At 59.4% G+C, this 15,384-nt stretch carries 12 protein-coding genes; 8 read left to right on the plus strand and 4 right to left on the minus strand.

Features of this window, described 5'->3' with window-relative positions:
- Positions 1-70: 70 nt before the first annotated feature.
- From NKJ15_RS14880 to NKJ15_RS14890, 3 genes are all read left to right on the plus strand, one after another.
- Entirely contained in the window at positions 71-1,939 is a 1,869-nt protein-coding gene (locus tag NKJ15_RS14880) for an ABC transporter ATP-binding protein (protein ID WP_352815963.1), read from the plus strand.
- Positions 1,939-3,834, plus strand: coding sequence for an ABC transporter ATP-binding protein (locus tag NKJ15_RS14885; RefSeq protein WP_352815965.1), 1,896 nt, complete (start codon positions 1,939-1,941; stop codon positions 3,832-3,834). The genes NKJ15_RS14880 and NKJ15_RS14885 overlap by 1 nt, the downstream gene beginning before the upstream one ends.
- A 159-nt stretch (positions 3,835-3,993) precedes the next feature.
- The gene (locus NKJ15_RS14890) at positions 3,994-4,197 is read left to right on the plus strand and encodes a hypothetical protein (RefSeq protein ID WP_352457028.1); all 204 of its coding nucleotides are present in this window, start codon (positions 3,994-3,996) and stop codon (positions 4,195-4,197) included.
- 247 nt (positions 4,198-4,444) lie between these two features.
- Here the strand turns inward: NKJ15_RS14890 and NKJ15_RS14895 are convergent, their stop codons facing one another.
- From NKJ15_RS14895 to nifA, 3 genes are all read right to left on the minus strand, one after another.
- Positions 4,445-5,485: an LLM class flavin-dependent oxidoreductase gene (locus NKJ15_RS14895; RefSeq protein ID WP_352506792.1), complete on the minus strand. Its 1,041-nt coding sequence runs from the start codon at positions 5,483-5,485 to the stop codon at positions 4,445-4,447.
- 91 nt (positions 5,486-5,576) lie between these two features.
- Positions 5,577-6,716 (minus strand): histidinol-phosphate transaminase, encoded by a 1,140-nt coding sequence (gene hisC, locus NKJ15_RS14900; RefSeq protein WP_352720350.1) that lies wholly within the window; start codon positions 6,714-6,716, stop codon positions 5,577-5,579.
- Positions 6,717-6,951: 235 nt separating this feature from the next.
- A complete protein-coding gene (gene nifA, locus NKJ15_RS14905) occupies positions 6,952-8,724 on the minus strand; it encodes a nif-specific transcriptional activator NifA (protein WP_352815966.1) in 1,773 nt (590 codons plus the stop codon).
- 997 nt (positions 8,725-9,721) lie between these two features.
- Between nifA and NKJ15_RS14910 the strand changes: the two genes are divergently transcribed.
- From NKJ15_RS14910 to NKJ15_RS14920, 3 genes are all read left to right on the plus strand, one after another.
- Positions 9,722-11,050, plus strand: coding sequence for a dicarboxylate/amino acid:cation symporter (locus NKJ15_RS14910; protein WP_352615322.1), 1,329 nt, complete (start codon positions 9,722-9,724; stop codon positions 11,048-11,050).
- A gap of 302 nt (positions 11,051-11,352) precedes the next feature.
- Positions 11,353-12,384, plus strand: a complete 1,032-nt coding sequence (locus NKJ15_RS14915) for a LacI family DNA-binding transcriptional regulator (RefSeq protein ID WP_352466665.1) — start codon at positions 11,353-11,355, stop codon at positions 12,382-12,384.
- 61 nt (positions 12,385-12,445) lie between these two features.
- Positions 12,446-12,631: a hypothetical protein gene (locus NKJ15_RS14920; protein ID WP_352591356.1), complete on the plus strand. Its 186-nt coding sequence runs from the start codon at positions 12,446-12,448 to the stop codon at positions 12,629-12,631.
- A gap of 307 nt (positions 12,632-12,938) precedes the next feature.
- On the opposite strand, the gene NKJ15_RS14925 is transcribed toward NKJ15_RS14920, so the two are convergent.
- Positions 12,939-13,868, minus strand: coding sequence for a LysR family transcriptional regulator (locus NKJ15_RS14925; RefSeq protein ID WP_352591353.1), 930 nt, complete (start codon positions 13,866-13,868; stop codon positions 12,939-12,941).
- A gap of 266 nt (positions 13,869-14,134) precedes the next feature.
- Here NKJ15_RS14925 and NKJ15_RS14930 point away from each other — a divergent pair, with 266 nt between their 5' ends.
- Positions 14,135-14,728: a NodA family N-acyltransferase gene (locus NKJ15_RS14930; protein ID WP_352483781.1), complete on the plus strand. Its 594-nt coding sequence runs from the start codon at positions 14,135-14,137 to the stop codon at positions 14,726-14,728.
- A complete protein-coding gene (gene nodB, locus NKJ15_RS14935) occupies positions 14,725-15,384 on the plus strand; it encodes a chitooligosaccharide deacetylase NodB (protein WP_352457035.1) in 660 nt (219 codons plus the stop codon). The genes NKJ15_RS14930 and nodB overlap by 4 nt, the downstream gene beginning before the upstream one ends.

Raw genomic sequence — 15,384 nt, forward strand, 5'->3', positions numbered from 1 at the left:
ATGGCGGGCCCTTTGATGATTGGTCCTTCGGCTTGCCTCGAAGACGCAAAATGCAGTCGGGAATACACCCGTGAGCAGTGATGCTATCGGCAGCGCAACGAACGCTCTGAATTCGTTGACCCATGTGGAAGCGGCGCGCTGGGGCCGGGATTTGAGTACGCTGTTGCGCATCACGCGGATGAATTTGCGGCATCCCTGGCAGGTCGCCTTCGCTATGGGCTCGACGATCATGGCGGCAATCCTCCAGTTGCTCATTCCCCAGCTGCTCGGCCGGGCTGTCGACCAGACCCAGACAGCCATCGGGGGCGGTGTCGCGGGGACCGCGGCAGGACAAGCGCTCTGGACCCCGGCTCTCCTGCTGCTCGCCGTCAGCGCGCTACGCGGCCTTTTCACGATGGCGCAGAACTATTTTGCCGAAGCCGTCGGGCATCATGTCGCGTACGAACTGCGGCTCGCCTACTACGACAAGATCCAGCGTCTCAGCTTTTCCTTTCACGACCGGGTCCATTCAGGCGATCTGATCACCATCGGAATGCTCGATCTCCAAGGCGTGCGGATGTATTTTTCCACCGCGCTCGTTCGCGTGGTCCTGCTCACCATGCTGATCGGGATCGGCGCCTACATGATGATCTCGACCGATCCCATGCTCGGCCTGGTCGCGCTGAGCTTCGTGCCTTTTGTCGCCTGGCGCTCATCGGCCACACAGCTTAGGCTGCGCGCCACCTGGCTCGACCTGCATGAGCGGCTTTCGGTACTAAGCCGCGTGATGGAGGAAAACCTCGCAGGCATCCGCGTGGTCCGCGCTTTTGCGGCTCAAGCCTATGAGATGCAGAAGTTCGACGGCGCTTCCAAGAACGCGCTCGACCTCGCCAACGACCGCGTTGACATCTACGTGCCCAGCACGTCGGCGATGACCCTGTCCTTCTTTTTCGCAATGGGATTGGTGCTCTGGATCGGTGGCAGCAAGCTCGTCGCTGGCGAGATCAGCGTCGGAACGGTGGCGACCTTCCTGACCTTCATGACAATCCTGCAAATGCCAGTCCGCCAGATCGGCCTCATGGTCAATGCATTTGCCCGCGCTTCTAGCTGCGGTTCGCGGCTTTTCGGTCTCCTCGACCAGGAGATCACAATCAGGGATGCTCTCGAGGCCAGACCGCTCGAGATAAGCGACGGCACTCTGCGCTTCCACAATGTCTCGTTTGCGTACCCCAGCGCCGAAAACCGCGCCATTCTGAAGAACCTCAGCTTTGAGGCCCGTAGAGGCGAGACGATCGCGATCGTCGGTCCGCCGGGTTCGGGCAAATCGACGATGGCTCATCTGGTCCCCCGCTTTTACGACGTGACCGGTGGCGCCATCACTTTGGACGGCCAGGACATTCGTAATGTCACCCTCGCGACGCTTCGCAAGGCGGTCGCCGTCGTACAGCAGGATGCATTCCTATTCACCACCACGATCGAGAACAACATCGCTTATGGCGATCCCTGGGCGAAGAGACAGCGAATCGAACGCGCTGGCGAATTTGCCCAGCTCCACAACTACATCCTCGGGCTCCCAGCAGGCTACGAGACGGTCGTGGGCGAACGCGGCGTCTCTCTCTCTGGCGGCCAGCGCCAGCGTCTCACGATTGCTCGCACCATGATGCTGCGCCCCTCCGTCGTCGTTTTCGACGACTCAACGGCCGCGATCGATGCCGGCACCGAGCAGCGCATCCGCGCGGCGATGCGGCGCTTCGCCAAGGATCGGGTGACGATCATCATCGCGCACCGGCTGAGTGCGCTTATGCATGCCGATCAGATCCTTTTTGTCGATAACGGCGAAATCGTAGAACGCGGCACGCATCAAGAGCTTTTGGCGAAGCGGGGACGCTACAGGGCCCTTTACGATCTCCAGACGCGCCCGGGTGATGACATTATGACCCAGTATGGGGGCGCCCGCTGATGGCGCAGGGCCGCGCCGGCGAACTCGAAGCCGAACGTGACGACCGCAGACGCCCTCCGCGCGCGGTTGTCGGCTCGCACCGCATCGAGGAGGAGATGTTCGGCCGGGCTTTCGACAAGAGCATCCTCCGGCGCATCTGGGCCTTCGTCCGTCCCTATCGTGCCAGGGTAGTCATCACGATTGCAGCAATGCTGATCTTCACCGGGACGCAGCTTCTCATCCCGTTGATCATCCGCTACGCGATCGACCAGGGCATGAACCCGGCAAGGACCGATCGCTCAGCCCAGCTTGCGGCCGTCGGCGCGTTCGTTTTGGCGATTTTGGTCAATTTCGCTGCCGGCTACATGCAGGAAACCGTGGTTGGGAAAGTGGCCGAAACTGTCCTGTTCGACATCCGCCGCGCCATGTTTGGCCATCTGCAGAAGGTTTCGCTCTCCTTCATGGACAAGACCGAGGTCGGACGCCTCATGTCGCGCCTGCAAGGCGACGTCAACTCCATACAGGAATTCCTCGAAACCTCGGTATATTCCGTAGGCGATGTTGCGCTTCTCTTCGGCATCGTTTTCGTAATGCTGTGGCTCGACTTCCGCCTCGGCCTCTTGACGCTCTCGGTTCTGCCGGTCCTGGTGATCGTCCGCATTGTCTGGCTGCCGCGTGCCCGCGACGCCTTCATGGCCGCACACGAGACTAATTCCGTCGTCAACGGCGCGCTGGCCGAAGCCATTCACGGCGTGCGCACCGTCCAGTCAATGGACCGCCAGCAGGTGAATTTCATCCTTTTTGACGACAAGGCCCATGCCAACCTCAGGACCCACCTGATCGCTGCCAAATATGCACTGGTCATGGTGCCTATCGTCGATGGCCTCACCGGCCTCGCCATGGCCGCCGTTATTGTGGTCGGCGGCTCGATGGTCATGAATGGCCGCATAGATGTGGGCGTATTGGTTGCCTACCTATTTTACATCCAGCGCTTCTTTGACCCGATCCGCTCACTCACCCTGCAATATTCGGTCATGCAGCGCGCCATGGCCTCAGGCAAGCGCCTGACCGATGTGCTCGACGTCAAGATCGATGTTCAGGACAAACCCAATGCCGAGGTGCTTTCGCCCGAAATGGACGGCTCGGTCGAGTTCAGGGACGTCACCTTCGGCTACAATCCGAACCGTTCGGTGCTGAAAAATGTCTCCTTCCGGGTCAATCCCGGCGAGACGGTCGCACTGGTCGGGCCGAGCGGTTCTGGCAAATCGAGCGCGATGGCCCTGGTCCACCGCTTCTATGATGTTCAGCAGGGCCAAGTGCTGGTCGGCGGACATGATGTGCGCGATCTCACCCAGGAATCGCTCGGCCGCCAGGTCGCCATGGTGCTGCAGGAGCCGTTCCTGTTCACCGGGACGGTCTTCGAGAACATTCGATACCACAAGACGGAAGCCACGCGCGACAAGGTGATCGAGGCCGCCAAGGCGGTCGGCGCCCACGACTTCATAATGAGCCTCGCCGACGGGTATGAGACCCAACTTGGCGAACGCGGCGACAACTTATCTCTCGGCCAGCGCCAGCTTATCAGTTTCGCCCGCGCCCTCGTCGCCGACGCCAAGATCCTCGTGCTCGACGAAGCTACCGCCAACATCGACAGCTACACGGAAATGCAGATTCAGAAGGCTCTGATAAAGCTGCTTGAAGGGCGCACTGGCCTCGTCATCGCCCACCGTCTTGCCACGATCCGGGGTGCCGACCGCATCATCGTGCTTCAGAATGGCCAAGTTATTGCGACTGGCAACCACGATCAGCTAATAGCCATGGGGGGCCTGTATTCCAAACTCTACAATCTCAACTACGCCTCCTTTGACGATATTCCAGAACACGATACGACCGTACAAGCCGGCTCCCAGACCTGACGTCTTGGCGGCCTTGTGGTACTGACATTGAGTTCGGGCGTGCCGGCGGACACTCAGGCCGCCGCAGACGAGGAAGCAGGCAGCATTCATGCAAAGCACTCGCGCGGATCGTGAAGACCGGCTGCGAACGATTTCCTCCAGCGTCGTTATCCGACCGCGGTGCACGCCGCGACATCGGGCGAACTCGCTCCAGGTGGTGTCGCTCGGCGTAGCAAAGCCGCTCGCGAGCGCGCCCTCAACAGCGCCGTAGCGAGTGACGGCTTTGCTACCGCCGAGCCGCTGATGAAGCTGGATGCGGGAGCCGCCACCGGCGCCGCCCCGGTCGAGAAGAACCTCTTGCGGCGGGCTATGGGCAACGACTAGCGCGAGCGCGACGAGCAGATGCGTGCCGGCATCGTGACGCGCTCGGCCATCATCTCCTTAGGATCGTGCAGTCTCACACCGTGCCCAGATGCCGGCCAACGTACAAACCTGGTAATCTGTGCCGCCGGCTCGTCGTCAGTTTGGCCTCCCTCACGATTTCCCCAATCCCCACCACGTGCACGCTCGAGCAATGTGAGGGAGCGCTGTTACAACGATTTACCTTCGGATCAGACCGCGAATTTCATGGTCAGCCAAGTCGAGCCATGATTTCGGATTGAATGGTCGTCGCGGTGTATAGGGAAGCATCTAGCGGCAGATTCCCAAATGCCAGTTGACAAAGAAGGTAGTTAGCACCTGCCTCTTCCAACTGACTGAGCAGAGCTTCTCGCACAGACGCTGCTGATCCTACCACGCACAATTCACTCTCGACTGCCGCATCGAAGGTCAGCGGCAGGTTGGGTGGAGTGGGGATAGCGTTAAGCTCGTAAAGGAATTGGAAGCTCTTGAGCCATCGTTCGTAAGCAGGTGCCGCGAGCGAATAGGCATGTGTGTCACAACGCCCAACCACGACCATGCGGAGCAATCCAATAAATGGCGCTCGATTGCCCGCGCCAGTGTTGTCCTCTTGATAGGCGCGGAACGCATCAGTAGTTTTGCGAACAGAAGAGGAAGGTCCTACACACGCGATATTTGCTCCATTCGCAGCGGCCCAGGCTGCGGACTCGGGTCGATTGGCGGCGACCCATGTCGGCGGATGTGGACGCTGATGAGGTCTTAGCGTCAAAGGAACGTCATTGAGCTCAAAATGGCGGCCCTGATAGCACAGCGTGCCAACCTTCATGGCATTAACAAGTATTTCAACAAGAATTTCGCTGGCTTCCGCATAGCGGCCCGGCACCGCGTCCGCACCAATCCCGAAGTAACCCAATTCGATCGGGAGAGCACCGCGCCCTATGCCCAGTTCGAGCCTGCCACCGCTCAACTGGTCCAGCATACAGATCTCTTCGAACGCACGCAGCGGATGATAAAGCGCAAGCAGCATCACCAAGGGTCCGAGACGCAGGCGCCGGGTGCGCTGGGCGACGCTCGATAAGAACAGATTCGGCGATGGACCTCTCCCATGGGGGGTACAGTGGTGCTCTGCGAGATGATAGGCATAGAACCCTAGCTGATCGCACGCCTCTGCTAATATCAGGCGATCTTCGTACTGCCGGGCGATATCGAGGCCGTCCTCGTCCAGATGATCGAAGATGCCGAAGGCTAGGTTTGAAGGAAAGACGTTTGTCACTCGATATTGTCCCTGATTTTAAAGAAAAATGTTGTCGTGCTTGGGTGACCAAGCAAGTCTAAAGATAGCAATGTGTGATATCGGATTAGCGTCAGCGTACCGAACGAGCAGAGCCTGACGCTCCCCTGCCCGTGGTGCTTGGTATGTTTAAGCTTCCAACTATATCGCGAGCGGCAGCAAGAAATGCATCCAATTGCTCTTTTGTGCCGATGCTGACGCGGATGCAATGTTCCAAACCATTGTCCGGAAAGTAGGCAACGAGTATCTTTTGCCTTTCCAAGGCTGCTTGCCACCATGAGCCGTCCTGTCCCGCTGGCACACGGGCTAGCAGGAAATTTGCGTGGGAGGGCGTTACGGAAAATCCAAGTTGCGACAGTGCGGCTGTCACTCGCTGTCGTTCATGTCTGATGTGCTTGTGGTTCTCTGCGTAGGCGCCGCGATGCGCAAGCACGCTGATACCAACCGCATGCCCGATCACGTTCATGTTGAAGACGTTCTGGATGTTGCGCAGCCTGCCAATAATCTCAGGGTGACCGAAACCGAAACCGACGCGAATGCCGGCGGCGGCATAGCTCTTCGAAAATGTTCTCAAGATCAGAAGGTTCGAATAACGGTTGATGAGGCGCAGCCCGTGATCGGGTGCAAAGTCGACATAGGCCTCATCAAGGACGACCAGGCGATCCGATTGTGCCACGAGGCGTTCGATATTGCTTATCGAGAGGAATGTTCCGGTCGGATTGTTTGGATTGGCCACCAGAATGAACTTGGCGTCTTTTGCCGGACCGGAAAGCAATTGCTCCATTGGCAGCGAATGAGTTTGACATCCGATCTCGAGAAACTCAGCACCATGCAACATGGCAAGTTTGCGGTTGAACGAAAACCCTGGCGATATCATCGCCACCTTGTCGCCAGGGGCGAGGAAAGCTCTGTAGATGAGTCCGAGCAGTTCAGACGACCCGTTGCCTGCGATGACCTGATCCGTGGATACCCCATAGGTATTGGACGCTGCTTCCCTCAAGCTGATGTTATCGTCGTCCGGATACAGATACTGGCGATTGAGGGCCGCCACTGCACTTTGCATTATGATTGGCGGCAACGGAAACGGGTTCTCATTCGTATTCAGCTTGACAAAACTTTCGTCCGGCGCTGGTCCGTTGGACGGCAGAGCATCTAACTGTCGCGTCCCTTGCGGAAGAGACGAAAGCACAGCTTGCAGTTTTGCATCGGACATATTTTATCTCCGTTTCAGTCGCACAGGGGCATCCGTATGAGCTCGCAACGAGAGCAACATGGCGGACGGATTGACGATGGCGGCGTCGCCTTTCACAAGATGGTCGCAACGCCGGCTGCCACGGGAATTCGGCCAGGCTGTCCTCGGTCGGATCGACTTGACGCGGACGCGGATCTGCATCCCTGCGCGGGCCAAGCCGCTAAGCGGTCTCAGCTAATCCGCCTGAGTCATGCTTTCACAGACGCTTGACCTCGATGCCGTATTTCCTCAGCACGTAGCCAATCTGGCGCGGGGTCAGTCCAAGCAGGCGCGCCGCCTTTGCCTGCACCCAGCCACATCTTTCCATGGCAGCAATGACGCGCTCGGCGTCGGTGGTCCTCGCGCCCAATGAGTGGGTTGCTCCGGCAGGCGGGACTGTGGTGGCGGCCGAACGAGCGGCCGCATCCGGCGGCGTGGCCGGATTCACTGCCTCTGGCAGGATTGGCGCTGGTTGCAGCGCGGCCTTGCCCGATCTGCTCTTCCGCAGCGCCTCGGCAAAGCATTGGTCGTGGGAGCACGCAAAGTCGTTTCTCCCGATTGATCGTCCCTCCGCCAGGATCGCTGTCCGGTGCACGCAATTTTCAAGCTCGCGAATGTTGCCGGGAAATTCACATTTCATCAGTACTTCAATCGCACGCGCATCGAAGGTCAGCGTACGGCCGTTCTCATCGTTGAAATTCTTGAGAAACTCAGCTGCGAGGAGCGGAATATCGCTGCGCCTTTGGCGTAATGCCGGCACCAGCAAGGGAACCACGTTGATGCGATAATATAGGTCGGCGCGGAACTCATTCCTTGCAACCGCCTCTTCAAGGTTCCTGTTCGTGGCGGCAATCACGCGAACGTCGACCTTGATGGTCTGGTTGCTGCCGACGCGCTCAAACTCCTGCTCCTGTAGCACGCGCAGTAGCTTTGCCTGGAAGGAGGCCGAGATCTCGCCGATCTCATCCAGAAACAACGTCCCCTTGTCGGCGAGCTCAAAGCGACCCTTGCGGGAATTGAACGCGCTTGTGAAGGCACCCTTCTCATGACCGAACAATTCGGATTCCAGGACTGTCTCTGGCAGCGCTGCACAATTGAGTTTGATGAAGGGCCGCTTGGCGCGCGGCGACAACTCGTGAATTGCCTTGGCGACCAGCTCCTTCCCGGTACCGGATTCGCCTCGCAACAGAACCGTGGTCTTTGCCTTAGCTACCACTGCGATCTTCTCGAGCAGCGCGCTTAGCGCCGGACTATCGCCAATCATCCCCTTGACGTGAACCTTCTTGCGCTGCGGTGCAGAGTGCTTGACATCAGAGAATTGCGTTTGCAGCCGATCTTCCACCTCTGTCGGTCGTTCGCGGTCGCCCGCGGAGAAGCGGTGCAACTTGACTGTCTGTCCCACCATGTTGGCGATCATGGTGAGCAGCCGGACATCATAATCGAGCCGATACGTTGACCTGCTGTCCAAGGCGCGGTCGATAGTCAGCGTGCCTACGGCGTTCCCATCAACACGAATGGGAACGCCGATGAAGGACACGGGGTCGGAGGCCCCAAGCACCTCTATGTCAGCGGCAGTGAAGGCCGAATGCACCGCTATGTTCTCGGCGACGAGCGGCGTGTCCGTCGTCACAATCCGATCGATTGCCTTGCGCGGCAGACGCATCCGGGAGCGCTCATCGCTGTTCTCGTCGCAGCCGGTGACTACGGTGATGTCCAGTATGCCCTCAGCGTCGAAGAGAGCGATGATTCCGTGCCGCATCTGCACAAACGAGGGCAGGAGATCGACGACCTTGGCCAACGTGACTTCGAGCCGGGCGGGGTCGGTGAGTACTTTCGATATTTCGAAGATGCCGGTAAGCGCGTGCTCGTGCGATGGCACAAAAGGGACCGCGGTGTTCGTCTCGGACTTTGGGTAAGCCCTTTTCGCATCCGGAAGCGAAATGCGGCACTCGCTGGCATTTTGTTCTGATTTGGGAATGTTGTGGTGCATGTGATCCTCGATCTCGCGCCATGAAATGCATGCCGGCGGCATGTGCGCCCGCGACGTCGCGGGCAAGCGCGAAAATGTTCTGACGTGAACTCGTGCCACCGCCGTGTGGTCGAGTACAAAGCGGGTCGACCCCTGACGCATCGCTTGGCTCTCCCTCCACGAAGCTTGGCCACGTTCTCGGCTTGCACGGGGGCAACCACACGTTGATTTTCAAAAGACTGGAGCGAGGCGGGATAGTCAATCGAGCTTTCTTTCATTCGTGAAAGGAAACCTCGCGGCCTATGATAGAATTCATCAGTTCTAATTTTTGTCGGCGATGTTGAACGACAGAAATACGGCGCCGGCGATGCGGTGCCCGAGCGGCTGACCGCGCCGAGTTGCCGGGCCGTGCCAGTCACCAGCGCCTGCGAACCAGGGGCGGGAGCGATAATCACTGCCGACGACACTGGTCGGTCGCGGCAACCGCCATTTCCTCGATATTGATGACACAGATAAGGCGGCGGCGTCGCGTGTGAAGGCGCGAAGGTGGCGGTCGAGCGCGGCTTTCTCGGCGGTGCTCGGAACTTCTGAACCGCATCGTCGCGGTCAGCACCAGCGGCGTCAATCCCTACGTCTCGACGTCGCTTTCAAGCTGTCGCTGCAGCGGGAGCGCGGCAAAGAACACGGCAATTCTGCGCCCTCGTGCCAGCGATGCGGCCCTTCCCAAAGTCGGCAAACCGAGGAGCCCGCCACGATGTGCAGCAAAACCGCAAGCCAGAGAGATCGACCGGCAATCTGCCGGAGAACATCAAGCGCGTGCTGGACGGCGGCCTTGTCATTCCTGTCTTGTGCCACCGCTCATCCCATCATTGGCGAGCCCAACGTCAGTTCAGGTCATGCGGATCCATTTGGCATGGGTATTGCGGCGGCCTTGGTGCAGCGTTCAACCGGAGCGCCGCGATAGGGAGAAGCCCGGGAGAAGTCACGCCACCTCGATCCGGTCAGGGAGAGAGAAACAGTGTCAGCTGCACAAGTCCGCGGCGCGAGTCCCGCGCCCCGCAAACCCTTCTATGCCAAGCTTTACGCGCAGGTGCTTGCCGCCATCGCCCTCGGCGTCGCAATTGGCTATTTCTATCCGGGGACCGGCGAGAGCCTGAAGCCGCTGGGTGATGCCTTCATCAAGCTGGTCAAGATGATCATCGCGCCTGTCATCTTCCTGACAATTGCGACCGGCATTGCCGGCATGAACGATCTTCACAAGGTCGGCCGGGTCGCCGGCAAGGCAATGGTCTATTTCCTCACCTTCTCGACGCTGGCGCTGATCGTCGGCCTCATCGTCGCCAATGTCGTCCAGCCTGGCGCCGGCCTTAACATCGATCCGGCCTCGCTCGATGTCCAGGCCGTGAATACCTATGCCGCAAAGGCCCACGAGCAGTCGGTCACCGGCTTCCTGATGAACATCATCCCGCCAACGATAGTCGGAGCCTTCGCGGAAGGCGACATCCTGCAGGTGCTGTTCTTCTCGGTTCTGTTCGGCATGGCGCTCGCGATGGCCGGAGAGACGGGCAAGCCTGTCGTTTCCTTCCTTCAGGCGCTCATCGCGCCTGTCTTCAAGCTCGTCGGCATTCTGATGAAAGCCGCGCCGATCGGCGCTTTCGGCGCAATGGCCTTCACCATCGGCAGATATGGCATCGGTTCGGTCGTCAACCTCGCGATGCTGGTCGCGACGTTCTATTTCACCGCCTTCCTCTTCGTGTTCGGGGTTCTCGGCGCGGTCTGCCGCTACAACGGCTTTTCGATCTGTTCTCTCATTCGCTACATCAAGGAAGAGCTGCTGCTTGTCCTCGCAACGTCCTCCTCGGAGGCCGCGCTCCCCTCGCTCATGCAGAAGATGGAGAAGGCGGGCGCCAGGCGTTCGGTTGTGGGTCTCGTCATCCCGGCCGGATATTCGTTCAATCTGGACGGCACGAATATCTACATGACCCTGGCGGCCCTCTTCATCGCGCAGGCGACGAACACCGATCTGTCAATCGGCGATCAGGTGCTGCTGCTGCTCGTTGCGATGCTTTCCTCCAAGGGCGCTGCAGGTGTGACAGGTGCGGGCTTCATCACCCTGGCTGCTACGCTCGCCGTAGTTCCGAGTGTTCCCGTTGCTGGGATGGCCCTGATACTCGGCATCGACCGCTTCATGTCCGAATGCCGGGCGTTGACGAATTGCGTTGGTAACGCAGTGGCATCCCTCGTCGTCGCCCGCTGGGAAGGAGAATTGGACCAAGCGCAGATGAAAGCCGCCTTCTGCGGTCATCAGCTTGCCGAGGCATCAAACCGGCTATCCTCCGCCGAGTAAGGGCGACGCACCGCGACCGGTTTCGCCAAGCTGGTCACATGACCTGAACGATCGACTCGCAGGCTCTAAACGGCGCCTCACGGACCATGTATCAGAAGCGCTAAATGTGTGAGTGCAAATCATCGCCGCCCTAAGCGAATGAACCTTCCGTTATACCCGGCCGGTCTACGTCTGGAGTAGTCCAATACGCTGTCGATCATTCAGTATGCGGGCGTCTTCACTTTGCCCACCCGAAAGCATTGTCGAATCGCGCTAGGTGACAGAGAGCCAGCCTGCGTCAAAAACCAATCAGAATAGGACCCATGACCAAGCGCCCCACAATTACCGATCTCGCCCGCGAAGCCCGAGTCAGCGTAGCAACGGTCGATCGGGTTCTGAACGCCCGCCATCCGGTGCGCGAGGAGACCGCGCGGCGGGTCCACGACGCCGCCCACGCGATCGGCTATCATGCTGCCGGGCTCATCAAGCAGCGCTTGCGGCGAGACCTACCGTGCTACCGTCTGGGCTTCATCTTGAGAAAACCGGCCCAGCATTTCTACCAAGACTTTGCGCGCGAGGTCGAAGCGTCGGTCAATTTGGCCCAGTCCTTCCACGGCATTCCGCTCATCCAATTCGCCCCGTCACATATGCCGAGCGACCTAATCGCACCGCTCAAGGATTTGGGCGCACGCTGCCATGCGATCGCGATGGTGGCACCGGACCACCCAAAAATTACAGCAGCGGTTGAGGACCTCAAGGCCAAAGGCATTCCGGTTTTCTCGCTGCTTTCCGACTTCGCCGCCGGCGTGCGACAGGGCTATATCGGCCTCAACAACCGCAAGGTGGGGCGCACGGCCGCTTGGATGGTGTCCAAGGTCGCAAAACGGCCCGGCAAGGTGGCGGTGTTTGTCGGTAGCCATCGTTTCCAGGGGCACGAGCTCCGTGACGTCGGCTTTCGCTCCTATTGCCGTGAGAACGCGCCGACGTTCGAGGTGCTCGATCCGCTTGTGAACCTGGAGAAACGGCAGGTCACCTACGAGGCAACGCTTGATCTCATGCAGCGGGAACCCGAGCTCGTCGGCTTCTATGTCGCCGGGGGCGGCATGGAGGGCGCCATCTCCGCGGTCCGGGAAGAGGGTAAAAGTCGCGATCTCGTCGCGATCGTGAATGAAATCACGCCGGAATCTCGGGCGGCACTCGCTGATAACATCATCACGATGGCGGTCGCCACGCCAATGCGCCGGCTTTCCCAGGAGCTGATAACGCTGATGACGCGGGCTATCGAGACCGGCACTGCTGAAACACCAGGACAGACATTTCTGCCGTTCGATATTCATCTGCCGGAAAATATATGAAACTGATGGCTTCTATCGTAAGCGGGGAAGTTTCCTTTCATAAATGAGAGAAAGTTGATTGATGATCCCATCCACGCGGGGTAGCCGCACCCCACAGGCCTCAGCCGCGGCCCAGGATGAAGCGCCAATTGGTGAACGGATCGGCCACGCGTTCAGGCGGAAGCGCGAGGTCGCGACCGGCTTCATTGCCAACATCTCGACGTTGTCGGTCCAGGGCGGTGTCGTCAAGGATGCCTCACGCCAGTAGCCGAGCGAGGCCGGCACAGTCCATTGGGATTGACCTCGTCGACCGGCATCTCCTCGCCTGGCCGCGCGTGAAAAGCCGCGGCAAGGCCGGCAAAGTTGGCACTTGAGTGGGGCTAGACATCTTCTGGGACTTCGCACGCGAAATCGGAGGCGGCAGTCAACTCAGCACCAACCCGGGCATGTGTTCTGCTCGTTCCTGGCCCTCGTACTCAGCAAGGAACTGCGCCGCTCTGCCGAGCCAAAGGCCTGACGCCCGAATGGCAACCGCTCCTACGCGATCGCGACCGCCTCCAGGAAGCCCGAGACGCTCAATAGCTTTCAAGCAAAGGCGCCAGGCGAGATGCCTCCTGCAACATCATTTCCCGCATCCACAGGCTTGCCGGATCAGTATTGTGAAGCGCGGGCCATTGGACGGCCTCCGTGAATGCGGGATGAGGAAGTGGCGGCGGAAGTTCGACGATCCGCAGGGGTGTTGTTTTTGCGAAATGCTGCGCCAGCCGTAAGGGCATGGTCCCGATGCGGTTGGTGCCTGATAGGACGGGCGCGATCAGGCTAAAGCCCTGTACGACGACCTCGATACGTCTCTCGAAACCGTGCTCGAGCAAATACCACTCCTCCATGGTGGGCTGCCGGGTGTGCCTGAATTTGAGCACGACATGCCCCATCGACAAGTATCGCTCGAATGTAAGTGGCTCTGACAGCTGCTTGTTCGTGCCGCAGCCTACGCATACGAGCATATCTTCGAACAGGGCTGCGCGAGGATGTTTCGACATGAACACTTCCGGCATAATCAGAAAATCAACGTCGCCGCGCCGGAGAAGCTCCTCGGGGTCGTCGCAAATAGGCAGACATTCGAAGCGGACGGCGGGAGCTTCCCGCGCAGTACGCTCTACGATCCTCTTAAAAAGCACGAGCGTGAGGTAATCGGAAAGCATGATTCGGAAGAGACGATCCGATTGGGCTGGGTTAAAGGCGTCGGAGGAAATAATCGATAGCTGGATGTGCAGCAATGCGTCCCGGACTGCTGGGGCAAGCCCCTCCGCGCGCGGTGTCAAAATGAGCTCGCGGCCGTTCATCGTAAATAGCTCATTGCTGAAGTAGGCGCGTAACCGAGCGACGGCGGCGCTCATGGCCGGCTGGCTCAGGTTAATACTGTTGGCCGCGGCAGTGACTTTACGCTCCCTGATCAGAGCGTCCAGCACAACGAGGAGATTCAGATCCAGCCCCTTAAACCGCATATCCTGATCTATCCAGCGTGTGGATGGGCATCATCTAAACAATCAATTTTACGAATTTACGAACCATGCATTAGAGGAACGTAAATGACCGACGTCAAGCTCAAATCGACGGCGCCGCGACGGGCGGGAACATCGAGAGAGCTCATTGGCGAGCCCCACCGGCTGGCTCACCTTCGCTAACGACAACGGTTGAGTGCAGCCAACAACGCCGCCGCTTTGGCCGGGTAATGCGGCCCGCAAGAAACTATTTTGAAGAGAGGTCCTGAATGCGCCCTCAGGTGCAGTGGAAATTGTGCTGGGAAAACGAGTTGCAGCTCTCGGACCACGTCGAGCTCGCCCAGTTCTTTCGTAATACCTACGGGCCGACTGGGGCGTCCAACGCAGAACCGTTCGAAGGTAGTCGAAGCTGGGCCGGCGCCAGGCCTGAACTCCGCGCAATCGCCTATGATTCGAACGGTGTAGCGGCTCACATGGGCATACTGCGCCGTTTCATCAAGGTTGACGCGGTCGATCTGTTGGTGGCTGAGCTGGGCCTGTACGGGGTACGTCCGGATCTTGAGAGTCTCGGAATCGCCCATTCAATCCATGTCGTGCTTCCAATACTGCAGGAGCTTGGCGTTCCATTCGCTTTCGGAACCGTCCGGCACGCGCTGCGGAATCATGTTGAGAGGTTCGGGCGGCGATACAGCCCTTTGGCCGTCTTGTCGGGAATTCGCGTGCGCTCCACCCGACCAGAGGCGCGCCTCGACCTGCCGCCCACACGCATTGATGACGCACTCACCATTGTTCTGCCAGTTGGACGGCCGATCAGCGAATGGCCCACGGGCACGATGATCGATCGGAACGGACCAGAGCTATGAGCCGTCCCGATTGCTTGTACGAAGTGCGCCGTGAGTGCTCTGACGGCACCGGCCGTCGCAGCGTTTATCTGACGTTTGACGACGGTCCCAATCCACTTTTCACACCGGAGATTCTGGATGTGCTGGCAGAGCAGCGGGTGCCGGCCACTTTCTTCGTCATCGGCGCCTACGCCTTAGAGCACCCGGATCTAATCCAACGAATGTTTGCAGAAGGGCACGAGCTAGGCAACCACACGATGACTCATCCGGATCTGTACAAATGCGGCTTCGGCGAAGTGCAACGTGAGATCTTTGAAGCGAACGGCGCCATCATGAGGGCGTGCCCTCAGGCCTCGGTGCGCTATATTCGCGCGCCCTACGGGGCCTGGAGCGAAGAAGTCTTCACAGCGTCACAGATCGCCGGGCTGACGGCCCTCCATTGGTCCGTCGACCCTCGAGATTGGTCTCGCCCTGGGGTCGACGCGATTATCGATACCGTGCTCGCCTCTGTCCGGCCGGGCGCAATCGTACTCTTGCACGACGGATGCCCTCCCGGCGAGTTGAGCCAGGGCGCTCACGCCGGTCTGCGCGACCAGACGGTCACGGCGCTGTCCCGGCTGATTCCAGCACTTCATGAGCGCGGATTTGTAATCCGCTCACTTCCTCAACATCACTGA

The organism is Mesorhizobium sp. M0207 (assembly GCF_040321995.1).
GTDB lineage: Bacteria > Pseudomonadota > Alphaproteobacteria > Rhizobiales > Rhizobiaceae > Mesorhizobium.